Here is a 24317-nt window from a genome sequence, read left to right as displayed (position 1 = left end):
CAAAGGTGAGCGACGATTTCATGCGGGATGCGGACGCGTCGATCGCCCGCGTCGAGCAGCAGATCGCGGCTGCCCAGGAGCAGGCGAAGCGCGGTCAGCAGTTCCAGCGCGACGTCGCAGAGGTGCGCGCCACGGCCAGCTCACCCCGGCGCGAGCTTCGCGTGACGGTCGATGCGTCGGGCCGCTTGCTCGATGCGGACCTCTCGGATGCGGCGATGGAACTGTCCCCGCAGACGCTGTCCCGCTTGCTCGTCGACACCGCGCGCGCCGCACAGCGCCAGGCGGGTGAGCAGGCGGTGCGCATCGCCGCGGAGTTGTTCGGCGAGCAGGCCGGCGCCACCGAGCGGCTGCGCGCCGAGATCGCAGACGCCCTGCCGCAGGGCGGCGGGACGAATGTGCGGTGGTCGTGATGGCGGACCACATCGCGCTCGACGGGGATCTGATCGCCGCGCAGGCGTCGCGGGTCGAGCTCGTGGCGTCCGACGTCTCGGTCGCGCGCGATGCGGCCGGCTCCACGAACATGGGCGGCGGTGCGTTCGGGGTGCTGTGCGCGTTCCTCGTTCCGCCTGCCCAGCTGGCGGCAGCGATGGCGCAGCAGGCGATCGGCTCCGCCGAGCAGATGCTGCGCCGGTCGGCGACGGAGCTGCGCGGCGTCGGCAGCGACATGGCCTCGTTCGAGGATGACGTGGTGCAGGGCATCAACACGCTCGGTCAGGGACTCGGATGAGCACCGCGAACGTGCTGGTGGCGGCGCCCATCGACACGGCGACACCGTTCAGCGGTGCGGGGCTGCTCGACTCGGGCAGTCAGCTCGTCGCCGCAGTGGACTCCGGATCCTGGGTCGAGGGCGGCCTCGCGGGCGTCGGCGTCGCGATCGATGTGGCAGCCACGGCGATCGACCCGCTGGGGTCGTTGATCGGGGCGGGTCTCGGCTGGATCATCGACCACCTCGAACCGTTGAAAGGCTGGCTCAACGACTTCGCCGGCAATGCGGGCGAAGTCGCCGCCTTCGCGCAGACCTGGTCGAACATCCAGACCCAGCTGGAGACCTCGGCACAGGAGCTCGCCCATGTCGTGGGCCAGGTCGACGAGATGGCAGGTGAGGCGATGGAGGCCTACCGCCGATTCCAGCAGGATGTCGCGCAGCATCTGTCTGGCGCCGCATCCTGGGCCGGGGCGATGTCGACGGGTCTGCAGATGGCGTCGACGATCGTGCAGGTCGTGCACGATCTGGTGCGCGATGTGCTGTCGCAGCTCGCCGGGGCGATCATCTCGTGGGTCGCCGAGCTGGTGGTCACAGTGGGCCTTGCCACCCCCGTCGTGATCGGCCAGGTGACGACGCGGGTCAGTCAACTGGCCACCACCGTCGGCGAGACGGTCACGAAGGTGCTGCGCTCGTGCAAGAACCTCGGCAAGCTGCTCGACGACCTCAAGGGCCTGTTGCAGCGGGCGGGCGATCTGTTCAGCAGCGTGCTGAAGGGCGGCGCTTCGGGGCCGTCGGTGCGCGTACCGGACGGCCCCACCATCCATGCCCGCGTCGGCGAACCGCTCTCGCCCGCCGACCTCAAGAGCATGATCGACGAGGGGTATCACACGTCGATCTTCAGCGACAAGGTCGTGCAGCATTACGACCACTCCGCGGCGACGCTCGGCCGGTCGGGCTCGGATGTGTGGGCGATGCCGACGGAGGATGCGGCCAAGATCCACACGCCCGCGCAGGCGGCGCGCGAGACCGGCATGGCGCCGATGGCGCAGGACGCGTACCTCAACGGCGGCGACATCTACGCCGTGCACTTCCCGGTCGACCCCAGTGAGCTGCGCCGTCCGACGGTTGCGGATTCGGGCGGGTGGGAGCACTTCTATCCCGACCCCACGAACACGAGCACCACGTACGGCCACACCGCCGTCAACACGGGTACCGGGGCGTACCTGGTGAATTCCACGCGTGAGACGCTCATCGCCGGCGGCGACGCGATGCGCAGCAATGCGGTGCTGACGAAGCTGGAGAATGGAGCGTGGGTGCTCGTGAGACGGTATTGAGCGCCGCGACGGAGCTCGGATGCCCCGTGTGCCGCGAGGGTGCGTACAGCGGTGGGCAGCCGCGCTTCGTGACGTCGACCTCGCCGGTCGACCTGCTCTATCGTTGCGAGGTGTGCCACACATGGTGGTTCGACAACAGTCGAGGACTGCGTCCGATGACAGACGAGGAGGCGCGCGAGCGCTTCCCGAACGAGGTGGGCAATGACTGAACCGACCGTCGTCGATCTGGCGATCCTGCAGGCGCGCGAACAGCGCCTCACGATGCAGACCGTGCTGTGGACGTTCGCCGCATCCACCGTCTACGTGCCCAGCGGCGGCGACCCCGGCGAGGACTTCCGCGGCTTCCAGCCGGTGTACTACCCGGGCGCCTCCGAGCGCGTGCTGGCCGTGTTCACCGACCCCGACCTCGCGAGCGAGCTCGACGCCCTCGCACCGTGGATGGTGACGTTCACGGGTGCCGACCTCATCCGTCGCATGCCGGCAGGCGAGGGACTCGTCGTGAACGCGGGTTCGAGCGTCGGCTTCGAACTCCCCGCCGCAGGCCTCGCCGCCTTCCGGCAGGAGCTGGACGCCGCACGGGGCCTCGCCCAGTCCTGACCCGGATGCGGCCCGCGTGGCCCCTAAGGGTTTGTCTGCCGCGACCGGTTGCTCCGCCGCACGAGCACCACCGTCACGACCACACCCACCACAATCAGTGCGAGCACGCCGACCGCGATCCCGATGGTCACGGGCAGGAACGCCGCGATGCCATCGGCGTCGGTGCCGCCGGACTGGCCATCGGATTCCGCAGATGCAAGGGTTTGCTCGGCGGCCGCCACCTGCTCGGGGGAAGGCCGCGGGTTCGTCTTGTTCAGGAGGGGATTCACATCCTCATACCCGAGCGGGTCCTTGCTGAGCACGTGACGCAACGATGCCGTTCCGTACCCGAAACCATCGCTGTCGTTGTACTGGAGTTCGTGGTCTTCGTTGCCTGTGTTGCGAGTGAGCGACTGCAGGAGCTGGTTCCCCGTGGCTGCTGGGTACTTCTGCTTCGCCGCCGCCAGAATGCCGGCGACCTGCGGTGCCGCCAGCGAGGTACCAGTCGCTCGGCCCGCTACGTCCCAGGATCCCGAGCCATCACCTATCGTCGAGATGTCGACGCCCGGTGCGACGACGGTCGTCTCGCCGATCTGGTTCTCGACCCCGAGCGCTCCGAGCGGGAGTTTTCCTTCTTGATCGACGGCGCTGACGGCGACGACGCCCGCAAAGCCCGCCGGAAGCGCGCCCTCCTTGAAGGCGTCGTTCGGATTTCCCGCCACGAAGGGGATCTTCTTCGCGACGAGTTCGGCGATCGTCTCCACGTCCGCAACAGTGCTGACTCCGACGACCGTTGACGTGGTGAGGATGTCAGCTCCATCGTCGATGGCCCGTTGGATCATCCACCCCATCGGCTCATGACCGGAATCCTTCACCTCGGCCGTCGGCTCACAATCCCCCGTCGCACCCAAACCGTAGAACGTCACCGACGCATCCGGAACGATCCCCTTCGTCCCGGCCACCCCCGTGCCGTTACCGATCAGCATCGCCGTCACCGTCGACCCATGCTCCGACGTCGCCGTCGCCTCCGCCGTCGCAGGATCCTTCCCCACACACGCCGAACCCTCAGCCACCGTCAGATCCGCACCCTGAAAGTCCGGCAGATCCGGATTGATCTGACTATCAATCACCGCAATCTTCACGCCCGCGCCCGTCCACCCCTCCGCATGAACGTCCGCGACACCGTAGATGTCGTACCACCACTGCCCGCCATCCGCAGCGGCGGCAGGTGCGGCCGCGCCAAGTGTCAGCAGACCGGCAAGCCCCACCGCGACCACCGCACCAGCACGCACCCAACGCATCCGCGACACCACCATCACGCCCCCACCCGCCGACGACTCCGCCGCACGAGCACCACTGTGACGACCACACCCACCACAATCAGTGCGAGCACGCCGACCGCGATCCCGATGATCACGGGCAGGAACGCCGCTAACCCATCGGCGTCGGTGCCGCCGGACTGGCCATCGGATTCCGCAGATGCAAGGGTTTGCTCGGCGGCCGCGATCTCCTCCGCAGAGGGTTGTGCGAGGCCCTTACCGAGAAGGGGGTTAGTGTCCGGGTACTGCGTGGGGTCGGCCGCCAGAACACGAGTGAGGGATGCAGCACCGTAACCGAAACCGTCGCTCGGGTCGTACACCAGAGGATGATCCTCGCTACCCGTGTTGTGTACGCGCGATTGGAGCAGCTGATTCCCGGTGGCGTTCGGGTACTTCTGCATCGCGACTGCCAGGATGCCGGCAACCTGCGGGGTTGCGAAGGAGGTCCCTGTTCCGAGTCCTGGGGTATCCCAGGAGTTGTTGTCGCCGAGCGTCGAGATCGCAACGCCGGGTGCAACCACCGTCGTCTCCGAGATCACGTTGGGAACTCCGAGCGCCGCGATCGGCAGCTCGAGGTTTTGATCGACGGCGCTGACAGCGACCACGCCAACGAAGCGGGCGGGCAGGAGGCCCTGTTTGAAACCGTCATTCGGGTTACCGGCGATCAAGGGGACCTTGCGCGCGATCGCCTGCGCGATCGTGGTCCGATCGGCCGGTTGCGCTTGACCGATGACGACGGTCGTCATAACGATGTCGGCGCCGTCGTCTAGTGCGCGCTGCAGCATCCACCCGAGGGGCGTGTGCCGCGACTGCTCAACCTCCGCCGTCGGGGTGCAGTCCTCCAGCGCTCCCACGCCGTAGAACGTCACGGATGCGTCTGGCACGATGCCCTTCGTTCCGGCAACACCCGTGCCGTTACCGATCAGCATCGCCGTCACCGTCGACCCATGCTCCGACTCTGCGTTCGCTTCCGTCGTTGACGGCTCGGCACCTTCGCACGCAGCGCCCGCAGCGACGGTCAGGTCTGCTCCCGCGAAATCCGGCAACTCCGGATTGATCTGGCTATCGACGACGGCAATCTTGACGCCCTCGCCCGTCCACCCCTCCGCATGAACGTCCGCGACCTTGTACACGTCGTACCACCACTGCCCGTCATCCGCAGCGGATGCGGGCGACGCACCAAGTGCCAGCACACCCGCAAGCCCCACCGCGGCCACCGCACCAGCACGCACCCAACGCCTCCGCGACACCACCATCACGCCCCCACCCGCCGACGACTCCGCCGCACCAGAACCACCGTCACAACCACACCCACCACGATCAATGCAAGCACGCCCACCCCGACCCCGATGATCACAGGGAGCAACGGCGACCCGGTCGATTCCTTCGAGGGCGATGACGCGAGCGCTTGCTCGACGTCGGCGATGTCCTCGGCCGACGGCTGTTGCAGACGCTTATCCAAGAGCGGGTTCTCGTCCGGGTACTGCAGCGGGTCCGCCGCGAGGAGGCGGGTGAGAGAAGCAGTCCCGTAGCCGAAACCATCGCTTGCGTCGAACTCGAGCGGGTGATCTTCGGACCCGGTGTTGTGCACGAGCGACTGGATCAGCTGGTTGCCCGTCGCGTCAGGGTACTTCTGCATCCCGACGGCCAGGATGCCCGCGACCAACGGCGTCGCCAGCGAGGTCCCCGTCCCGCGCCCCGCCACGTCCCATGAACCTGCGTTGTCACCGATCGTGGATATGTCTACACCCGGTGCGACAACCGTCGTTCCAGGAATTCGGTTCTCCACCCCCAGGCCCCCCGCAGGGAGGGTGGAGTTGCGATCAATAGCGCTCACCGCGATCACGCCGTTGAACGCTGCCGGAAGAATGCCCTGATTGAATCCGTCGTTAGGGTTACCCGCCACGAGCGGAACCTTGCGAGCCACCGCCTCTGCCACGGTCTCGTTATCTGCACTCGTGGTCTCGCCGACAACGACCGCCGTCATGATGACGCCGGCGCCGTCGTCGAGGGCGCGCTGGATCATCCACATCAACGGCGAGTGCCCAGAAGCCTCAACCTCGGGCGTCGGCGTGCAATCCGCCAGAGCACCCACCCCGTAGAACGTCACAGAAGACTCAGGCGCAATACCTTTCGTTCCCGCCACACCAGTGCCGTTACCGATCAGCATCGCCGTCACCGTCGACCCATGCTCCGACTCAGCATTCGCCTCAGTCGTCGACGGCTCCACGCCCTCACACGCCGCACCAGGAGCGACGGTCAGGTCAGCGCCCGCGAAATCCGGCAACTCCGGATTGATCTGGCTGTCCACCACCGCGATCTTCACGCCCTTACCGGTCCAGCCAGCATCACGCGCATCCTGAACGTGGTAACCCTCGTACCACCACTGCCCGTCATCCGCAGCGGACGCGGGAGCCGTGGTGCTCATCGCGGCGACCACAAGCAGCGCGGTCATGACGTACCCGCGAAGCGTTCGAGTTCGCAAGTCTTCTCCCCCCGGAAGCGGTCTCGGGGAGCGAACGCGCGCGTTCGCTCCCCGAGACCGCTTCGACCCGCATCTCGCGGGCTCGCACTGTCGTCAGCGCTGGAACAGCTTCGCCGAGTTGCGGTCGGTGGTCAGGTAGTCCTCCGCGATCGACTCGGTCGCCGACGCGATGCGCGCAAGCACCGTCTTCATGTGCTCGAACTCCATCGACCACGCGCGCTGCGCGTTATCATAGGCCACGCGCGCCGCGCCGTCCCAGTTGCCGCGGAGGCGGTTCGCCTCCTGCTCGAGAGCGCGAAGCGCACCCTCGATACGCTGCGACTCGCGGCGCAACTCACCTGCGGATGCGGTCAGTGCCGCCGGAGTGATGCTCAGATCGCCCATCTCACGCTCCTCCCATCATCGCGCCCAGGCCACCGATGGTGGACTGGTGCTGCTCCTCCAGAGCGTTCTGCGAACGCTCCGTGGAGCGCAACGCCTCCTCCAGGTGGACCAGCGTCTGGTTGATCTTCTGCGCGCCCGCCGTCCACGTCTGCATCATCTGCGCGTAGGACTGCGAAGCCTCCCCCTGCCAGATCGACTGGATCTGGTCGAGCTCAGCGATCACGCGTCGAGTGCTGTCGGCGATATCGAGGTAGGTCGCGGAGACCGCCTCGGCGCCGCGCAGCAGCGCTCCCTCTTCTGCGGAGATCTTCTCGCTCATGTGTCAGTCCCTTCCCCCTGCGCCCGCACCCTCGGATCGAGGACCGAACTCTGCATCGTCTTCGATCGACGGCGCGATCGGACCACCGAGACCGCGACCCTTCTTGTCGCTTCGGCCTCCGCCGCCAGCGCCCGCTCCGGCACCGCCGCCGCCCATCATGCCCGTCGCACCGCGCGAGCCGCCCGCGGCTTCACCCGCCGCCCCTGCACCGACGCCGGCGCCACCCGCACCGCCCTTGCCGAGCAGCCCACCACCGGCGCCGCCCCCGGCGTTGGCGGTCAGGCCACCGCCGAGACCGCCGGCACCGCCGCGCGCGGCAAGCCCTGCGCCGCCGAGACCACCTGCACCGCGAAGTCCGCCGAGACCACCGGCCGCGGCCGCTTTACCGAGGCCGCCCAGAGCAGCTGCCCCACCGGCGCCTGCCACGAAGCCGCTCGACATACCCCCGGAGCCCAGACCTCCCGAGCCCAGACCTCCAGAACCTCCCGGACCGCCCGGAAGAAGCGGCGTCTGTCCACCACCGGGGTAGGTACCGATACCGTTGCCCACGGGGCCGTCGGGATGCACGATGACACCCGGAGCCGGCAGGGCGTTGTAGATCGGCGGCCGAGCCGTGCCCTGGGGGCCGCCGCTGCCTCCGCCGTCGGGATCGTTGGGTACGAAGCGCGGGCCACCCCCGTCTGGATCCGGCATGATCACGCCGCCCTGCCCCGGGGGGACACCCGTCGGCACGTTGTAGTCGGGATACTTCTGCGCGCTCGGCGTGGAAGGTCCGCCCGTGTCGATGTTCGTGTCGCGCAGCTCGTCGGGGATGTTCGGGATGCTGCCGTAGACGTTCTCCATCGGCGGCAGATCCGGGAACGCGGCGGAGTCCTGATCGAGCGCGTTGCTCACCGCCTCGACGGCCGACTTCGCCTGGGCCTCTCGCTGCGAGCCGAGGAACCAGTTGGCGGCTGCGATCGCCCCCTCACCGGCGATCACCGAGAAGCCCGGGAAGACGATCGTCGCACCGGCGGCGGCGTTGCGGATCGTCTGCTGCGCGTCTGCGCTCAGAGAACCCGAGTCGAGCGCCTCGAGGTGGCGCTGCGCGTCCTCCCTGCGGGTGTTCGCGGCGTTGATCGCCGTGGGGAGGTCCTGCTCGACATAGCGTCGTAGATCCTCGATGTCCGCTTTGGCCTTCTGCATCTGATCGACGGCTTCGCGCTCGGTCTCACCGGTGAACCCGGTCTCACTGGCCACGCGGTTCATCAGCGTGGTCAGCGAGCTCAACGCTGGTCCCACCGCCGAGAGATTCGGCATCTGCCACGCCGGGCCCTCCGCGAGGTTGCGAAGGCGCTGCTCCCATTCGCTCATGACTGCCCCTTTCGCTGGGTGCGATTACTTCTTCGAACGAGCACGACGGTCACGATGACCCCCGCGATGATCAAGACTGCGATGCCCACTCCGACGCCGATCAGGACCGGCATGAGTGCATTCGCACCTCCGGGAGCGGGCTGCTCCGAAGGTGCCGGCGACGAGAGGGCCGCGGCGGCCTCGTCGATGTCCGCCTGGGTCGGCCCAGCCCCCTTGTTCAGGAGCGGGTTGACGTCTTCGTACTGCGTCGGATCCTTGCTCAGTGTGTGGCGCAGCGACGCGACTCCGTATCCGTAACCGTCGGTGTCGCTGTACTGCAGCTCGTGGTCCTCAGGACCCGTGTTGTGGATCAGGGACTGGATCAACTGGTCGCCCGTCGCGTCCGGGTACTTCTGCTTCGCCGCGGCGAGGATCCCCGCCACCAGCGGCGTCGCCAAGGACGTTCCGGTGGCGCGACCCGACACGCCCCACGACCCCGGATCGGCGCCGTCACCGATGGTCGCGAGGTCCACGCCCGGAGCGACCACCGTCGTGTCGGTGACTTGATTCTCCACGCCCAAGGCGCCGATCGGCAGCTTCTGATCCGAACCGACCGCGCTCACGCCGACGACGGAGTTCAGTCCGGCCGGGAAGGCGCCTTCTTTGAAGGTGTCGTTCGGATTACCAGCGACGACGGGCACCTTCTTCGCGGCGGCCTCGGCGAGCACGAGGTCGTCGGGCAGACCGCCCTCACCGGTGACCATCGAGACGGACACGATGTCGGCACCGTCATCGAGCGCACGTTTGACCATCCACATGATCGGCGTCAGCTTGGACTCGGCGACCTCGGGGAGGGGCTCGCAATCCGCCGTCGCCCCGACCCCGTAGAACGTGACCGACGCATCCGGAACGATCCCCTTCGTCCCCGCCACACCTGCGCCGTTGCCGATCAGCATCGCCGTCACCGTGGATCCGTGCTGAGCCCCTGCGCTCGCGACCGACGACGACGGGTCGTCGCCGGCACATGCGGAGCCATCAGCGACCGTCAGATCCGCGCCTTGGAAGTCGGGCAGATCCGGATTGATCTGCGTATCCACGACCGCGATCTTCACGCCCTTGCCTGTCCACCCCTCGGCATGCACGTCGGCGACGCCGTATGCCTGATACCACCACTGCCCGTCCTCATCGGCGGCCGCCGCGGGCGCGGACGCGCCAAAGACCAGCAAGCCGACGCACGAGAGCGCGAGAAGGCCACCCAGGCGTGGGCGAGGTCGAGCTCGCCGTTCGGAGCCATTCACCACGGTTGAGGAGTCCGGCCGGACGTCGCACCGGAGGACGAGGTGCCGGAACCACCGGTGGACGCGGGCGACGCAGAGGCGTTGGCCACGGAGGCGTCGATGAACGCTGACGCACGCCGGGCTGCGAGCGAATTGTCACCATCGGTGTTCTGCAACGCGTCGGCGGCCTTCTGCAGGGCCTCGGCGTTCGTCTCCACGTAGAGACGCACCGTCTCCGTCTTCTTGCTGATCGCCGTCGCCAGCCGCGAGAGGCTCTGCAGGTAGGTTGCCTGTGCGTGCTCCTGGTTGGCCCCCTCCACCTGCGCCACTTCACCCTTGGCAGGGATCGCGTTGGCCTGCTCCTGGAGACGAGCGATGTTCTGCGCGAGCTGCGCCAGGTCCAACGCGATCTGAGTGATGGAGCTCATGGTGTTCCCCCGGAAAAGTCTGTATCTGAAAGCCGGATGCGGGCCGGCGCGGTTCTCACCGGCCGACCCGCAACACGAGGTGTGTCAGAGCGCGAAGCGCCCGGCGGCCGAACGGTCGGTCGAGACGTAGCCCTGCGAGATCTCTTCGGTCTTCGCCGCGATCTGCTCGAGGAGCGTGTTGAGGGCGATCAGCGACTGGTTCCACTTGCGCTGAGCATCGTCGTAAGCGTTCTGCGCCTCACCGTTCCAGGAAGCGCGAAGCTTGCCGACCTCGGACTCGAGGGTCTCGAGCTGAGACTTGATCCCGTTGGCGCCGCCGCGGATCTGCTGCGAGAGCGCGATGACCTGCTCGGGACGGACGGACATGGACTGCATGGAAGTTTCCTTTCCGAAAGCCTGCGCCGAAGCGTCAGGCGCCCATCATCGAGTTGAGACCGGAGATCGTCTGCTGGTGCGATTCTTCCGAGGCGGCCTGGTCGCGCTCCGTGCCCGACAGGGCCTCCTCGAGCGTCACCAGCACCTCGTTGAGCTTGGTGGTCTCCTGGTTCCACCGCGCCATGAGCTGCGTGTAAGCGCCGGCTGCGGCGCCCGTCCAGAATCCGGAGACCTGCTCGATCTCGGAACGGACCTTCTTGACCTGCTGGTCGACACCGGCCTTGGCCGTGTTGACTGCCTGGGCGCCGCGCTTGAGAGCACCCTCTTCAGCGGAGATCACATCTGCCACGACTTCCCCCTCATCCCTCATCATCGGCGTTCCCGCCAGCCGGCCGCTCTTCGCGAGGTGAAGGGCGTAGGAAACCGACCGATCTAAAGCTAGGGAGGTTTTCGAGGAGTGGGCAAGCTCTCCACAGGGCATTGCCATGAGACTTCTCTCACGTTATAACCCACCGGCGCTGTGCCGTCCAGCAACCGTGCCCCGTGCGCACGGGACCATAGAATGGCGGCGCGCGACGACAGCGCATCTTGTCGCCCGAGCCGGAGGGGGAGCCCGCACCGTGGCCCAGACGATCAGCGCGCCGCGCGCGCTACTTCGGATCTCCGTGCAGAGCGAGGGACGCCGACTCGACATCGGCGTGCCCGCGCACGTGCCGCTCATCGAGTTCATGCCCGGCTTCGCCCGGAGCCTCGGTGTGCTCGATCCGACAATGACCTACGCGGGCTACGCGCTGCAGAAGGCCGACGGCACGGTGCTGGATGCGGCGCAGGGTGCGGCGTCGCAGGGAGTGTCCGACGGCGACGTGCTCACGCTGGCTCGTGGGGGGCTCATCGCACAGCCGCGGGTGTACGACGACATCGTCGAAGCGGTCATCGACGCCACCGGACAGCAGAACCGGCCGTGGACGGCACGAGACAACGCCCGCACGGCTCTGGCCGTCAGCCTCACCCTCCTCGGACTCTGTGCACTTCTCCTTCTGGCGGCGGGTCCCTCACTGGGGCTCGGCGCACTCATCGCTGGCGGTGGAGCCGTCATCCTCGCGACCGTCGCCGCCGTCGTCGCCCGGCTCGGGCAGCTCGAGGCAGGCCAGGGGCTGGGCATTGCCGCATCCGTCTTCGCCGCCCTCTCGGGATACCTCGCCGTCCCCGCATCGCTGGATCTGTGGGGCTGGCCGCTCGCCGCCGCGGGGCTCGGAATGCTCGTGGTCGGAGGGGCCACGCTCGCACTCATGCCCGACCGCGCCGAGGTGCAACTCGTTCCCGTGGCGCTGGGCGGAGTGGTCGGGATCGCCGCGGCCATCACGGCGCTGCTGCCTCAAGGGACGGTCGCGCCCTACGCACTCATGATCGGAATCGTCGGCACGCTCTCCGGCACACTGCCTTGGCTGGTGCTCAGCTCCACGAGACTGCGCGTCATCTCGCCCCAGAGCGACGCCGACATGTTCGCCGACCCGCAGCCGATCGACGCCGCCGACGTGCGGGCGCGCACGGCGCGGGGACAGCGCACCCTCGTCGCTCTGCGCGTCGCACTCGGGATCGCCGTGCTCGCCGCGACCCCGCTCGTGGCCTCCGACGGCGTTGTGGGCGCGATCCTCTGCACGCTCGCGTTCCTCGGCATGATGTTCCCGTCGCGCCAGACCTACGCCCGCTCGGGTGTGCTGGCGATCATGGCCGTGGGCACCGCGGGCCTCGCCGCATCCGGTCTGACGATCTCGCTCACGCAGCCCGGGCTGCGCACGGCGCTGCTCATCGCGCTCGGCGTCGCCGCAGCGATCGTGGTCACCGTCACCCTGCTCTCCCCCAAGGCGCGCACGCGTCTGGCGCGGGTGTCCGACACGGTCGAGCTCGTGCTGCTCGCGCTGCTGCTGCCCTTGGGCGTCATCGCGGCGGGGCTGGCCTGATCCATGGCGACCAAGAACGACCTCATCGAGGCGCAGACCTTCTCGCGCCGCCGCCTGCTCACCGCCTTCGTCAGCGGCGCGCCCGGCGGTAAGGAACTCGAGCCCACCGCTCCCCTTCGCGCGGTCATCGCCGCCATCGCACTGACGGTCGGCGTCGTCCTGGTCGGCGTGTTCTACGGGCTCATCCGACCGGGGCTGCCCAACGGCTGGGACAACGGCAAGCTCATCATCGTCAAGGACACCGGGTCGCGCTTCATCACCCAGGACGGCGTGCTCTACCCCGTCATCAACACCGCCAGCGCCCGCCTCATCCTGCCCTCCAGCGACTTCCAGGTGATCGACACCGATCAACAGAATCTCGAAGGAGTCCGTCTCGGGCCCACGCTCGGCATCGTCGGCGCACCCGACGAGATCCCCACTCCCGCGGGCCTGACCAACAGCGGCTGGGGCGCCTGCGTCACCGACGACGCCGCCCTGGACGTGCGCATCGGTGGCACTGCCCCCCAGGAAGCGAGCGGGCGGGCCGTCGTCGTCGACGCCGCCGGTTCGCGTTACGTGATCTCCGACGGGCTGCGCTTCGCCGTTGCCGCGAACGACGGCGACGCGATTCTGCGCGCCGCCGGCATCGGCACGCTCAACCCGGTGAAGGTGCCGGTCGACTGGCTCAACCTGTTCACGCCGGGCGCGGACCTCGCCCCCCTGCGCGTATCGAACGCGGGCGCCGCCGTGCAAGGGACGTCGCTGCGGGTCGGCGACGTCGTGCACGCCACGGGCGAGCCCGAAGACAAGCGCTCCCTCGTGCAGTCGGACGGCACCCTCGCCGAGCTCACACCGCTCGCCTGGCAGCTCTACCAGCTCGGCGGCCAGACCTCACAGGTGCGCGAGGTCACGCAAGCCGAGACGGGCAGTCTTCCCTCCGCCGACAAGCGTGCCGGCGGAGCGGACTGGCCCACGCAGAGCTTCACCGCCATCGACACCGACGACCGGCCCTGCGCCGCACTCATCGGCGACAACGCTGAGACCCGCACCGTGCTGGCCACTCAGCCACGCTCGGACAGCGTCACCGCCCAGGTACGCGTGACCGCAGGCGCCGGTGCTGTCGTGCGGTCGGGCGGGCGCGGCGATCAGAACACTGCCCTGGTGACGCTCGTTGACGCCACCGGCACGTCGTATGCGCTCCCCGGTGCCACCGAGGAGACGATCGCCCGACTCGGCTTCACTCCCGACGACATCGGCACCGCCGCAGACGTGTGGATCGACCTGCTGCGCACCGGGCCGGCCTTGACCGAGGAGGCGGCCGGCCTGTCGACGGACGGAACCCGCCCCCTGCCCACACCCACGGCGGGAGGCTGATCGCGTGCGTTCCGCCCACGCGACGAGTGCGCGACCGCTAGGACGTGTCGCTGCCGCGGTCTCCGCAGCGGCCCTGGCGGGCGTGCTGCTGGGTGCCGTCCCCGTCGAGGCGCCCGCCGCATCCGCACAGTCCTCGCAGGGCTGCAACGCCGCGACGCGTATCGGAGCAGCACCCCCGGCACTGTCGATGCTGCAGAGCGATCTGGCGTGGACGATCACCAGAGGCGCGGGCGTCACCGTCGCGGTCGTGGATTCCGGCGTCCTCGCGATCAACCCCCATCTCGTTGACGCGTTCGCGGGCGGAGTGAATCTCGTCGGCGACGGGCAGGTACCCGACGGCTCGACCGACGTGTACGGTCACGGCACGGCCATCGCGGGCCAGATCGCGGCGCGCAAGCTCGACGCGTCGGGCGTCGAAGGCCTCGCTCCGGAGGCGAAGATCCTCTCGGTACGGGTCTTCGCCAGCGACGACAAGCAGACGGTGGAGGCCGGCTTCGGCCCGCAGATCGGCAAGCTGGCCGCCGGCATCCGCTGGGCGGCCGACGCCGGGGCGCAGATCATCAACGTGTCGATGAGCACGACCGACGACGTGCCGGAAGTGGCGGATGCGGTCGCCTACGCGACCTCTCGGGGCAGTCTCGTGATCGGCAGCTCAGGCAACCGCAACAACGTGCTCTCCTTCGTTCAGAGCGACGCCGATGTTCCGCGCTATCCGGCGAACTATCCGGGGGTGCTGGGGGTGTCCGCCACGGATCTGCAGGGCGTCGTCACCGACGACAGCATCCACGGCTCGCATGTGGCGATCGCCGCTCCCGGGCAGAGCATCATCACGACATCCCAGTTCGGCGGCGACTGCGTGTACGCCGACAGCGCCCCTGCCACCAGTTACTCCGCGGGATACGTCTCGGCGGCGGCGGCGCTCGTGGCGGCGGCGCACCCTGACGAGACCCCCGCCGAGTGGGCCTACCGTCTCACGGCGACGGCCGTGCGCAGCGACCCCGACACCCGTGACGACCGAGCGGGCTGGGGAGTCGTGCAACCGTACGACGCCATCGTGATGCAACCGGGACCGGGACTTCGCGGACCCGCGAGTCCGTTCCCCGGTAGCGAGTCCGCCGCGCCGGAGCAACTTGCCGCCGATCCCGTCGTCGTGGTGCACAAGCCCGCACCCGACGAGGAGGCCATCCTCTTCGGGACCACGGCTGCGGTCGGGGCGCTCATCGCGATCGGCGGCGCCGGGGCGCTCGGTGTGTTCGTCTCCCGTCGCCGACAGGCGTCGACGGCCCCGCAGCCTGTGCGGCACGGGGGCGGGCTCTACCGCGACGACGAACCGCGCGACTGAGACCGTTCAGCTCGCGCGGCGGATCTGCACCACGGCGTCTCCGAGCACGAAGCGATCGGTCACCGGGGCGGATCCGCCCGCCGCGACGGCCTGCTCGGCGCCGGAGGCGTCCAGCAGGCTGACGCCGTTCGTGGAGCCCAGGTCGGTGATCGTCCACGCCGTGCCGTCCCAGACGAGACGTGCGTGCTCCTTCGAGACGGTTCGCGCTTCATCCGTGACCGCGACGTACTGCACACCGCTCTCTGCCGCGCGCGGGTTGCGTCCGAGCACGAGGGCCGCAGCGGCGACAGCGACGATCTCACCGGACGGCAGCGCGAGCGACCATCCGGTGGGCACAGGCGTCTCTTCCGCGCCGCGACGGGCTCGACGGGTGAGGGGAGCGGGCTCCGGCTCGACCGGTCCCGAGCGTAGGACCGGTGCGGGCTGGGCGGGCGCGGGCGATTGCGCGCTCTGCGGCTGGGCGATCGGAGTCGGCGGCGCGTCGGCAGCGGGTGTGGGCGGTATGACCGGCGCTGCCGCGGGAGCGACGGCAGGCGCGGGGGCCGCCGACGGCGCAGCCCCGGGGGGCACCGCTGCAGTCGGAGCCGCGGGGGCTCCCGGGGTCACGCCGCGTCGCTTGGGGCCGTATCCACTCGGCGCGGGCGCCGCGGGCGCGGCAGCGGGGGCCACGGGAACCGCGCCGGGCGCGATCGGGGCGGGAGCGACCGGGGGCACGGGGGGCGCGACGACCGCATCCGGGATGGCGGGCGGGCGCTGTGCCGGCGGGGCGACGGCGAACACGGGCGCGGGACGTCCGGGCGCGACCACGGGCTGCTGGGGTGCGGCCGGAGGGCGACCGCCGGAGAGGACCGCTGCCCACACGGGCGGCAGCAGCACTCCCAGCACGGTGCTTCCGGCGCCGCGGCCGGCCTCGCTGTTGATGCGGTGTACGGCCATGATCTTGAGGATCAGCGCGTAGACGTTGACGAAGGGGACGAGCAGGAGCGCGGCCTTGACGGGGTCGACATTGCCGAGCCGGAAGAGCTCCGCCTCGTTCATGATCGGCACCCAGGCACGCCATGGCTCGGTCTCGCGCTCCTGAAGAACCCGAGAGAGGCCGATGGCATACCAGACGTGCCAACCCGCGGCGAAGATGCCGCCGAGCACGGCGACGACGATCACGACGGTCAGCACGACCGAGCTGTCATCCACGGATACCCCGTCTCCCCTCGGGCCGCACGCAGAAGGGCCCTCATTCCACGCTACCGGCCCGCATCCGACGGACGCAGCCCCTTGCCTTCCGTCAGTGGAGCGACCACGAGGTCATGCCCTCCCTCGACCAGCGCCGCCGCGCCGCGGTCGAGAGCGTCGGCCGTGTAGGGCAACGCGATGATGCTTCCGTGGGCGAGCCGGTCGAGCATGATCAGGATGCGGGTGCGCCCCGCATCCGCCTGGGCCGTCAGCGTCGCCCTCGCCTCGAATCCCCATGACCGCATCCCGGGGATGAGTTCGACACCGACCACATTCGAGGCGATGAACCGCAGCGCCGAGCCGGCCTTCAACCGGCGCGTCGACAGCGCGGAGTCGACCATGCGGTACTTCGCATCCACCAGCGCCGTAGTGAACGCATCCAGCGCTACCGATGCAGGCGCCGTCGTTCGCACGATCCAGGTCGGCTTGATCAAGACGCCGCCGTCGGTCGGGAAGTGGCGCCCCCCGTCCGTTCCCATGCGCCCGCTCCGATGCCGGCCGGCCTCAAGCGCCGCGCAGGCGCTCCGCCAGATAGCCGTGCAGCGTGTCGAGCGGCACGCGCTCCTGCGTCATGGTGTCGCGATCGCGAACCGTGACGGCGTCGTCTTCGAGCGAGTCGAAATCGACCGTGACACAGAACGGCGTACCGATCTCGTCCTGGCGGCGGTAGCGGCGGCCGATGGCGCCGGCATCGTCGAAGTCGACGTTCCAGCGACCGCGCAGCTCATCCGCCACACGTCGTGCGAGCGGCGAGAGGTTCTCGTTGCGGCTCAGCGGCAGCACCGCGACCTTGACGGGCGCGAGGCGCGGGTCGAGCTTGAGCACCGTGCGGGTGTCGACGCCGCCCTTCGCGTTCGGCACCTCTTCCTCACGGTAGGCGTCGACGAGGAAGGCCATCATCGCCCGCGTGAGGCCGAACGAGGGCTCGATGACGTACGGCGTGTACGTGGTGTTCGACGACTGGTCGAAGTACGCGAGCTTCGTGCCCGACGCCTCCGCGTGGCTCGACAGGTCGTAGTCGGTGCGGTTGGCGACGCCCATGAGCTCGCCCCACTCCTTACCCTGGAACCCGAAGCGGTACTCGACGTCGATCGTGCCGGCGGAGTAGTGCGCGCGGTCTTCCTCGGGAACGTCGAGGCGGCGCATGTTGTCGGCGTCGATGCCGAGATCGATGAACCAGTTCCAGCAGGCCTCCACCCAGTGCTCGAACCACTCGTTCGCCTCGGCCGGCGGCGTGAAGTACTCGATCTCCATCTGCTCGAACTCGCGCGTGCGGAAGATGAAGTTTCCGGGCGTGATCTCGTTGCGGAACGCCTTGCCGACCTGGCCGACGCCGAACGGCGGCTTCTTTCGGCTCGCGGTGAGCACGTTCGAGAAGTTGATGAAGATGCCCTGCGCGGTCTCGGGGCGCAGGAAGTACAGCCCCGACTCGTCGTCGACGACGCCGAGGTAGGTCTTCACGAGGCCGGAGAAGGCCTTCGGCTCGGTGTACTGCCCCTTGGTGCCGCAGTTCGGGCACGGGATGTCGGCCAGACCGTTCTCCGCCGGGCGTCCCTTACGCGCTTCGAAGTCCTCGATGAGGTTGTCGGCGCGGAACCGCTTGTGACAGTGCAGGCACTCCACCAGCGGATCGGTGAAGGTGGCGACGTGGCCGGATGCCTCCCAGACGCGCTTGGGCAGGATGATCGACGAGTCGAGACCCACCATGTCGCCGCGGCCTCGGACGAAGGTCTGCCACCACTCGCGGCGGATGTTCTCCTTGAGTTCCGTACCGAGGGGGCCGTAGTCCCACGCGGAACGCGATCCGCCGTAGATCTCGCCCGCCTGGAAGACGAACCCGCGATGGCGGGCGAGGGCGATGACTTTGTCGAGACGGGACTGCTCGGCCACGGTGGCTCCAATGGTCGCTGTGCGAAGGGCGCGCGGGCGCATCGGGGATGCGGCGCGGGATCATCCGATTCTATCCGCGCCGGTGCGGCGCTCCGCCGCGCGTTCTGCGAGCGTCAGCCGGCGGGCGCCGACGTGCACGCGGCGGCGATCCGTGCCGCCACGACTCCCTCGGGGTCGGCGAGCGGCGTCACCGCGACGCCGATGGCGGCGCCGAGCGCGAAACCGATCGTCGCCGTGGGGTCTTCGCTCGCACCACTCGCCGACGGCGAGGGAGTGGGCAGCGGCGCCGCATCCGCCCCCGCGGGCGCACTCGCGTCCGCCTCGCAACGGATCTGCGGCAGCGACACCACGATCTCCGCGCTCTGCCCCGCCTCGACCTCGATGCTCCCGGAGCCGACCTTGCGGCCGATGCCGGCGAAGCCCGGAGCGTCGATGCGGATGCGGGTGAGCGCGAGATTCTCGTCGGTCGTGTTCTCGACCCACAGTCGCACTTCGTCGGCGCTCTGGGCAGGTGTCGCGGGCAGCAGAGTGGCGGTGATGCCGGAAGGAAGCGCCGTCGCGCTGGGCGCGGGACGAGGTTGCGCGCCGCATCCGGTGAGCGCGAGAGCCGCGATCAGCAGCGCTGCTGCCGTCGCTCCGGTCCGCGCCGCCGCACGGCGCGCGGACCTCGCAGACGCGGCATCTCCCCCGTTCGACATACCTGCACTGTATCCGGGGGGTGCCTATGGCTTCCCTGAGCGCTCAGCTCTTGGCGGCGGCTTTCGCGGCCCGCTTGGTCTCACGGACCTTCGTGAGGGACTCGGGACTCGTGATGTCGGCGACCGAACGGAACGAGCCGTCCTCGCCGTACGGAGCGGAGGCCTCGCGCCACCCGCCGCCCGTGAAGCCGCGCTGCTTGCCCAGCAGCGCGACGAAGATCTTGGCCTTCTGCTCACCGAAGCCGGGTAGCGCCTTGAGCCGCTTCAGCACCTCCCGACCGTCGGGGTCACCCTCGGTCCAGATCGCCGCCGCATCCCCGTGCCAGCGGTCGGCGATCTCGGCGCTGAGCTTCTGCACGCGCTCCGCCATGGAACCCGGAAAGCGGTGCACGGCGGGGGTCTGCCCGAACGCCGCGGCGAAGGCTTCCGGGTCGTACGCCGCGAGCGAGGCCGGGTCGAGCGCGCCGACGCGGTCGAGGATCTTCAGCGGTCCGGCGAAGGCGGTCTCCATCGCCACCTGCTGGTCGAGCAGCATCCCGATCAGCAGGGCGAACGGGTCGCGCGTCAACAGCGCGTCGGCGTTCTCGTCGGCGGTGATGTGCAGGTCGGCGCTCATGCGTCTCCTTCGGGATCGCGAACAGGTACGGGTGTGCGGAACCGATCCGGCCGGTTCTTCTGCGGCCGGCGCCGATTCTGCGCGAGCGGCCGCAGTGCGCCTTCGAAGTAGGCGATCGCCGCCAGGGCATCCACATGGCCGTGGGTGATGTTGCGCCCCACCACGGGAAGCGGGTAGCGGGGGTTCTCGTAGACCGCGGCGATCCGGAGGATGGCGGCGTGATCATCGGCGCTCATGGTGAGCGCGCGTTCGGCGAGCTCGTCCTCCCCGAAATCCCACAGGCACCCCGCGATCAGCGTGATCGGCGCACTCACCCTGAAGTTCGTGACGCCCTTCATGGCTTCGCGGACGTCAGGTGCCCAGGCGGCGGGCGGTTCGGCGCTCATGCCTCCATGGTGCCAGTCCCCCGACCGCGGCGGCAGGGATGGGTGCGAAGGGCTGGGGGCGCTGCGGGTGCACCCCCGACCTGTTCCTCTGTCTCAGATCGACGCCAACGCGTCGATCTGAGACAGAGGAACATCAGCCCGGCACGCTCGCCTGTCAGAGATCGACGCCAACGCGTCGATCTCTGACAGGCGAGCTGGTCAGGTGGGCCGCGCTAGCCGGCCCGGCTGGGCGACCGGCGGTGCGGGCAGGATCGGGCGAGCGGCGGGACGGGCGACCGGCGGTGCGGGCAGGATCGGGCGACCTGCGGGACGGGGACGGGGACGGGCGGCACGGGGACGTGCGGGCAGCGCCATCCAGCCCGGCGACGAAGCGCGGGCGGGTCAGCCGGCGAGCTCGGATGCGGCGTCGCCGTCGTCCTCGGATGCGGCATCCTCCGGCGCGAGACCGTAGAGCACCTCGAGCGCGGCGAAGACCTCATCGGCGCGCCCCTGCTCGGCGAGCGCGTGCGCGCGGGTCGTGGGGGTGTGCAGCAGGCGACCCACCAGGTGGCGCAGCGCCTGCTCGGTCCGCTCGTCGTCGCCGCGGCGACGTCCGCGGGCGATCTCCGCCTCGAGCAGCTCGAACATGTGCGTGCGCAGGGCGACGACGGCGGGCGCGACCGTGCGACGCTCGCCGACGACCGTGAAGCGCTGGGCGGCGTCGGCCACGAGGGCGCGTGCCGCATCCGTCGCCTGCAGCTCTTCGAGCGGCGCGTGGACACGGATGGTCTCGAGATCGAGCAGGTCGGTGCCGCTGACGGTCGCGACATCGGGGTCGACGTTGCGCGGCAGGCCGAGATCGATGACGAGGCGGCGGTGTCGGTCATGGCCGGGAGCCGTCCGCGAGATGGACGCCTCGTCGCCGAAGGTCGCGGCGCTGAGCACGGGGTGCTCGACGCTCGTGCAGGTGATGACGAGGTCCGACAGCTTGGCGGCCGTGGCGAAGCCCGCCGCATCCGCCACAGCGAGGCCGTGCTTGCGGGCGAAGCGCTCACCCCGGCCCGACGGCGAGTGCACCGTGATGTCGGTGACGCCGCGCTCACGGAGCGCAGCGAGAGTGGCGGCCGCGTACGCACCGGTGCCCACGAGCAGGACGCGCAGCGTCGCCCAGTCGGCGAACCGCGCCGACGCGAGATCCAGGGAGAGACGCACGAGCGAGCGGCCGGCGCGGCCGAGCGCCGTGCTGTTCTTGACGCCGCGCTGCGTCTCGGACGCGCGCTGGAACAGGCGCTCGAGCTCGGGGGAGGTCGTACCGTCGCCCCGCGCCTCCGTCAGCGCACGGCGTACCTGACCGGCGATCTCACCCTCGCCGACGACGACGGATTCGAGACCGGACGCGACGGCGAACAGGTGCTGCGCGACGCTCGGGCCGGAGATGACCTCGTACGAACCGGAGAACTCATCGGCTGAGACGCCCGTGGCGGACTCGATCGCCGACAACGCCGCCTCGAGCCCCACGGCCTCGGCCGCGGTGACGGGCTCGTCCATGTCGACGTAGGCCTCGAAGCGGTTGCAGGTCGCCACGACGACGGCACCCTGCACGCACTCGTCGTGCTCGGCGATCAAAGGGGCGACGCGGGTGGTGTGGATGCTGAGTCGCTCGAGGAGCTCGAAGGACGCGGTCTTGTGACTCGCGCTGACACACAACAGCACCCCTCGATTGTACGCCGCGTCGATATCACCGGCCGCGGGAGCTTGCGCACGAACGTGCAGTCGCTCGACATGTGGCGCTCACCCACCGGATGGGAGGATGTCGGAGTGAGCTCCACCGGACCCGCCTCCTCCCCCCTCATCCGCGCCCTCAAGGGCGAGCGCACCGACCGCCTCCCGGTCTGGTTCATGCGTCAGGCGGGGCGGTCGTTGCCCGAGTACCGCGACCTGCGCGTGGGGACCCGCATGCTCGATGCCTGCCTGACCCCCGACCTCGCGGCCGAGATCACCCTGCAGCCCGTGCGCCGTCACGGAGTGGACGCGGGCATCTTCTTCAGCGACATCGTCGTGCCGCTGCGCCTCGCCGGCATCGCCGTGGAGATCGAGCCCGGACGCGGCCCGGTGTTCCCGGACCCGGTGCGCACCGCATCCGACGTCGCCCGCATCGTGGACATCGACCCGCAGGCGGTCGCCGCCGCGGCGGAACCGGTGCGCGAGGCCGTGCGCATCGTCGTGGACGAGCTCGGCGACACCCCGCTCATCGGGTTCGCGGGCGCGCCCTTCACTCTCGCCGCGTACCTCGTCGAGGGCGGGCCGTCGAAGGAGCACCTGCGCGCCCGGGCGCTCATGCATGCCGACCCGCAGTCGTGGCACGCGCTCGCGGGCTGGCTCGCGGAGGTCTCGCGCACGTTCCTCGCTGCGCAGACGGATGCGGGCGCGTCCGCCGTGCAGCTGTTCGACTCGTGGGCGGGCTCGCTGTCGGTCGCCGACTACCGCACGTACGTCGCCCCCCACTCGCGGGCAGCTCTCGCCGGTGCGGACGCGCCCCGCATCCACTTCGGCGTCGGCACGGGACACCTGCTGACGGACATGCGACTGGATGGCACGACGGATGCGGTCGGCGTCGACTGGCGCACACCGCTCGACGAGGCCGCCGCGATCCTCGGACAGGGCGTCACCGTGCAGGGCAACATCGATCCCGCCCTTCTGCAGGCGCCGTGGCAGATCGTGGAGGAGCACGTGCGCGACGTGATCGCGCGCGGACGTGCGGCGCGCGCACACATCCTCAACCTGGGGCACGGCGTCCCGCCCGAGACGGACCCCGACGTGCTGACACGCATCGTCGAGCTGGCGCACGAGGAGCAGGTGTGAGCGCGGCGGATCTCGACGATCTCGCCGCGCGGGCCGAGGCCACCCGCGTCGCGGTCGTCGGCGGCGGCGTCGCCGGTCTGGTCGCAGCGCTCGACTTCGCCAAGCTCGGCTTCCGCGTGACGGTGCTCGAAGCATCGGCGCAGCCCGGCGGCGTGCTGCGCGGCGCCGAGGTCGCGGGCCTCTCGGTGGATGTGGGAGCGGAGAGCTACGCGACGCGCGGCGGCACCGTGCGCGCGCTGATCGACGAGCTCGGCATCGGTGACGAGGTGGTGACCCCCGCCGCCGGCGGCGCCTGGGTCGCGGGTCTTCCCGGCGGACGAGCCGCACCCCTGCCGCGCGGCGGCGTGCTCGGCATCCCGGAGAACCCGTTCGATCCGAGCGTGCGGCGCATCATCGGCTGGTCGGGCGCCTGGCGCGCCTACCTGGATCGCCTCCGCCCGCCGCTGACGATCGGTCACGACCGCAGCCTCGGTCACCTCGTGCGCAGCCGCATGGGCGAGGCCGTACTCGACCGCCTCGTCGCCCCCGTCACGAGCGGCGTCTACTCGGCCCGCCCCGACGACATCGACGTGGACCTCGCAGCCCCCGGCCTGAACGCCGCACTCACCCGCGCGGGTTCGCTCAGCGGCGCCGTCAGCGACCTGCGCGGACGCAGCACCGCCACCCCGGGGAGCGCTGTCGCCGGGCTGCGGGGCGGCATGACCCGCCTCGTGCACGCCCTCGTCACCCGCCTCGAGGAGCTGGGCGTCGACGTGCGCACGGATGCGGCCGTCACCGCGCTCGAGCGCGACGACGCACGTTGGTCTGTCCAGCTCGACGCGGAGGAACGCCTCGAGGCCGATCTCGTGGTCGTCGCGACCACCGAGGACGAGGCGCGCCGCCTGCTCGTGCCGGTCGTCCCGACGCTCGAGCCGATGACGACCGCGCCACCCGTGGTCGAGATCATCACCCTCGTCGTGCACGAGCCGGGCCTGGACATCCCACCGCGCGGAACCGGCGTGCTCACGGTGCCCGGCTCGCACCGGGCGAAAGCGCTCACGCACGCCAGCGCGAAATGGGAGTGGATCGCGGATGCGGCGGGCCCCGGCGTGCACGTCGTCCGCGTCTCCTTCGGCGCCCAGGGTGAAGACCCGGCGACCGCTCAGCTCACCGACGACGCCGCTGCGGCGCTCGCGCTCGATGAGGCCTCCGCCCTGCTCGGTGTTCGCCTCGACCCGGCGTCGGTCCGGGGTTCGCATCGCGCTCGATGGGTGCAGTCGCAGCCCGCATCCGTCATCGGGCGCGCGGAGCACACCGCCGCCGCACGCGGAGCCATCCGGGCCGTGCCCGGCCTCGGCGCCGTCGGTGCGTGGCTGTCGGGAACCGGGCTCGCCCAGGTCGTCCCCGACGCTCGTGAAGAGACCGATCGGCTGCGCCGTTCGGCGCTGTGGGGGTCGCCGCGTTCTCAGGAGTGAGCGCGCATGTC

Annotated in this window: 27 protein-coding genes; 10 read left to right on the top strand and 17 right to left on the bottom strand. The window is 69.9% G+C overall.

What is annotated here, in order from left to right; translation table 11 throughout:
- The first annotated feature begins 5 nt into the window (after positions 1 to 5).
- The 5 genes from EHF32_RS14350 to EHF32_RS14330 are packed head-to-tail and all read left to right on the top strand — an operon-like array spanning position 6 to position 2637.
- On the top strand, positions 6 to 410 hold the full coding sequence (locus tag EHF32_RS14350) for a YbaB/EbfC family nucleoid-associated protein (protein WP_137418818.1): 405 nt from the start codon (positions 6 to 8) through the stop codon (positions 408 to 410).
- The gene (locus EHF32_RS14345) at positions 410 to 727 is read left to right on the top strand and encodes a hypothetical protein (protein WP_137418817.1); all 318 of its coding nucleotides are present in this window, start codon (positions 410 to 412) and stop codon (positions 725 to 727) included. Before EHF32_RS14350 ends, EHF32_RS14345 begins: the two co-directional genes overlap by 1 nt.
- Entirely contained in the window at positions 724 to 2040 is a 1317-nt protein-coding gene (locus EHF32_RS14340) for a hypothetical protein (RefSeq protein WP_137418816.1), read from the top strand. The genes EHF32_RS14345 and EHF32_RS14340 overlap by 4 nt, the downstream gene beginning before the upstream one ends.
- Positions 2016 to 2249: a hypothetical protein gene (locus EHF32_RS14335; RefSeq protein ID WP_137418815.1), complete on the top strand. Its 234-nt coding sequence runs from the start codon at positions 2016 to 2018 to the stop codon at positions 2247 to 2249. Before EHF32_RS14340 ends, EHF32_RS14335 begins: the two co-directional genes overlap by 25 nt.
- Entirely contained in the window at positions 2242 to 2637 is a 396-nt protein-coding gene (locus tag EHF32_RS14330; RefSeq protein WP_137418814.1) for an SseB family protein, read from the top strand. The genes EHF32_RS14335 and EHF32_RS14330 overlap by 8 nt, the downstream gene beginning before the upstream one ends.
- 23 nt (positions 2638 to 2660) lie before the next feature.
- Here EHF32_RS14330 and EHF32_RS14325 read toward each other — a convergent pair whose 3' ends face one another.
- The 10 genes from EHF32_RS14325 to EHF32_RS14280 all read right to left on the bottom strand — a co-directional run bounded on the left by EHF32_RS14325 (position 2661) and on the right by EHF32_RS14280 (position 10884).
- Positions 2661 to 3932 (bottom strand): S8 family peptidase, encoded by a 1272-nt coding sequence (locus tag EHF32_RS14325; protein ID WP_238343858.1) that lies wholly within the window; start codon positions 3930 to 3932, stop codon positions 2661 to 2663.
- A complete protein-coding gene (locus EHF32_RS14320) occupies positions 3932 to 5191 on the bottom strand; it encodes a S8 family peptidase (protein WP_238343857.1) in 1260 nt (419 codons plus the stop codon). The genes EHF32_RS14325 and EHF32_RS14320 overlap by 1 nt, the downstream gene beginning before the upstream one ends.
- A complete protein-coding gene (locus EHF32_RS14315; protein WP_137418811.1) occupies positions 5191 to 6390 on the bottom strand; it encodes a S8 family peptidase in 1200 nt (399 codons plus the stop codon). The genes EHF32_RS14320 and EHF32_RS14315 overlap by 1 nt, the downstream gene beginning before the upstream one ends.
- Positions 6391 to 6513: 123 nt before the next feature.
- On the bottom strand, positions 6514 to 6804 hold the full coding sequence (locus EHF32_RS14310; protein ID WP_137418810.1) for a WXG100 family type VII secretion target: 291 nt from the start codon (positions 6802 to 6804) through the stop codon (positions 6514 to 6516).
- A 1-nt stretch (position 6805) separates the two neighbouring features.
- Complete coding sequence (locus EHF32_RS14305) at positions 6806 to 7123, bottom strand: WXG100 family type VII secretion target (protein WP_137418809.1); 318 nt, start codon at positions 7121 to 7123, stop codon at positions 6806 to 6808.
- A gap of 3 nt (positions 7124 to 7126) precedes the next feature.
- Positions 7127 to 8476, bottom strand: coding sequence for a hypothetical protein (locus tag EHF32_RS14300; RefSeq protein ID WP_137418808.1), 1350 nt, complete (start codon positions 8474 to 8476; stop codon positions 7127 to 7129).
- The gene (locus tag EHF32_RS14295) at positions 8473 to 9681 is read right to left on the bottom strand and encodes a S8 family peptidase (RefSeq protein ID WP_161594131.1); all 1209 of its coding nucleotides are present in this window, start codon (positions 9679 to 9681) and stop codon (positions 8473 to 8475) included. The genes EHF32_RS14300 and EHF32_RS14295 overlap by 4 nt, the downstream gene beginning before the upstream one ends.
- Positions 9682 to 9749: 68 nt before the next feature.
- Complete coding sequence (locus EHF32_RS14290; protein WP_137418806.1) at positions 9750 to 10160, bottom strand: hypothetical protein; 411 nt, start codon at positions 10158 to 10160, stop codon at positions 9750 to 9752.
- A gap of 84 nt (positions 10161 to 10244) precedes the next feature.
- The gene (locus EHF32_RS14285; RefSeq protein ID WP_234073807.1) at positions 10245 to 10535 is read right to left on the bottom strand and encodes a WXG100 family type VII secretion target; all 291 of its coding nucleotides are present in this window, start codon (positions 10533 to 10535) and stop codon (positions 10245 to 10247) included.
- 34 nt (positions 10536 to 10569) lie between these two features.
- Entirely contained in the window at positions 10570 to 10884 is a 315-nt protein-coding gene (locus EHF32_RS14280) for a WXG100 family type VII secretion target (RefSeq protein ID WP_137418805.1), read from the bottom strand.
- Between the two features lie 271 nt (positions 10885 to 11155).
- Here EHF32_RS14280 and eccD point away from each other — a divergent pair, with 271 nt between their 5' ends.
- The 3 genes from eccD to EHF32_RS14265 are packed head-to-tail and all read left to right on the top strand — an operon-like array spanning position 11156 to position 15191.
- Positions 11156 to 12496, top strand: coding sequence for a type VII secretion integral membrane protein EccD (gene eccD / locus EHF32_RS14275; RefSeq protein ID WP_137418804.1), 1341 nt, complete (start codon positions 11156 to 11158; stop codon positions 12494 to 12496).
- 3 nt (positions 12497 to 12499) lie between these two features.
- On the top strand, positions 12500 to 13849 hold the full coding sequence (gene eccB, locus EHF32_RS14270; protein WP_137418803.1) for a type VII secretion protein EccB: 1350 nt from the start codon (positions 12500 to 12502) through the stop codon (positions 13847 to 13849).
- 4 nt (positions 13850 to 13853) lie between these two features.
- Positions 13854 to 15191: a S8 family serine peptidase gene (locus EHF32_RS14265; RefSeq protein ID WP_137418802.1), complete on the top strand. Its 1338-nt coding sequence runs from the start codon at positions 13854 to 13856 to the stop codon at positions 15189 to 15191.
- Between the two features lie 6 nt (positions 15192 to 15197).
- On the opposite strand, the gene EHF32_RS14260 is transcribed toward EHF32_RS14265, so the two are convergent.
- The 7 genes from EHF32_RS14260 to EHF32_RS14230 all read right to left on the bottom strand — a co-directional run bounded on the left by EHF32_RS14260 (position 15198) and on the right by EHF32_RS14230 (position 21703).
- Positions 15198 to 16382 (bottom strand): FHA domain-containing protein, encoded by a 1185-nt coding sequence (locus EHF32_RS14260; RefSeq protein ID WP_137418801.1) that lies wholly within the window; start codon positions 16380 to 16382, stop codon positions 15198 to 15200.
- Positions 16383 to 16432: 50 nt separating this feature from the next.
- Complete coding sequence (locus EHF32_RS14255; RefSeq protein WP_137418800.1) at positions 16433 to 16900, bottom strand: hypothetical protein; 468 nt, start codon at positions 16898 to 16900, stop codon at positions 16433 to 16435.
- Positions 16901 to 16925: 25 nt separating this feature from the next.
- A complete protein-coding gene (locus EHF32_RS14250) occupies positions 16926 to 18311 on the bottom strand; it encodes a glycine--tRNA ligase (protein WP_137418799.1) in 1386 nt (461 codons plus the stop codon).
- Between the two features lie 113 nt (positions 18312 to 18424).
- Positions 18425 to 19009, bottom strand: a complete 585-nt coding sequence (locus tag EHF32_RS14245) for a hypothetical protein (RefSeq protein WP_137418798.1) — start codon at positions 19007 to 19009, stop codon at positions 18425 to 18427.
- 43 nt (positions 19010 to 19052) lie between these two features.
- Positions 19053 to 19625, bottom strand: a complete 573-nt coding sequence (locus EHF32_RS14240; protein WP_137418797.1) for an HhH-GPD-type base excision DNA repair protein — start codon at positions 19623 to 19625, stop codon at positions 19053 to 19055.
- Positions 19622 to 20011, bottom strand: coding sequence for a hypothetical protein (locus tag EHF32_RS14235; protein ID WP_137418796.1), 390 nt, complete (start codon positions 20009 to 20011; stop codon positions 19622 to 19624). Before EHF32_RS14235 ends, EHF32_RS14240 begins: the two co-directional genes overlap by 4 nt.
- Before the next feature lie 381 nt (positions 20012 to 20392).
- On the bottom strand, positions 20393 to 21703 hold the full coding sequence (locus tag EHF32_RS14230; RefSeq protein ID WP_137418795.1) for a glutamyl-tRNA reductase: 1311 nt from the start codon (positions 21701 to 21703) through the stop codon (positions 20393 to 20395).
- 69 nt (positions 21704 to 21772) lie between these two features.
- On the opposite strand from EHF32_RS14230, the gene hemE reads away from it, so the two are divergent.
- Together hemE and hemG are read left to right on the top strand one after the other, a co-directional pair.
- Positions 21773 to 22852 (top strand): uroporphyrinogen decarboxylase, encoded by a 1080-nt coding sequence (hemE, locus tag EHF32_RS14225; protein ID WP_137419265.1) that lies wholly within the window; start codon positions 21773 to 21775, stop codon positions 22850 to 22852.
- Positions 22849 to 24306, top strand: coding sequence for a protoporphyrinogen oxidase (hemG, locus tag EHF32_RS14220; protein WP_137418794.1), 1458 nt, complete (start codon positions 22849 to 22851; stop codon positions 24304 to 24306). The genes hemE and hemG overlap by 4 nt, the downstream gene beginning before the upstream one ends.
- The last annotated feature ends 11 nt before the right edge of the window (positions 24307 to 24317 follow it).

It is taken from the genome of Microbacterium sp. RG1, assembly GCF_005347485.1.
Lineage (GTDB): Bacteria > Actinomycetota > Actinomycetes > Actinomycetales > Microbacteriaceae > Microbacterium > Microbacterium binotii_A.
Note: the sequence above shows the minus strand (reverse complement) of the source record. Positions and strands in the feature narration are given on the sequence as shown.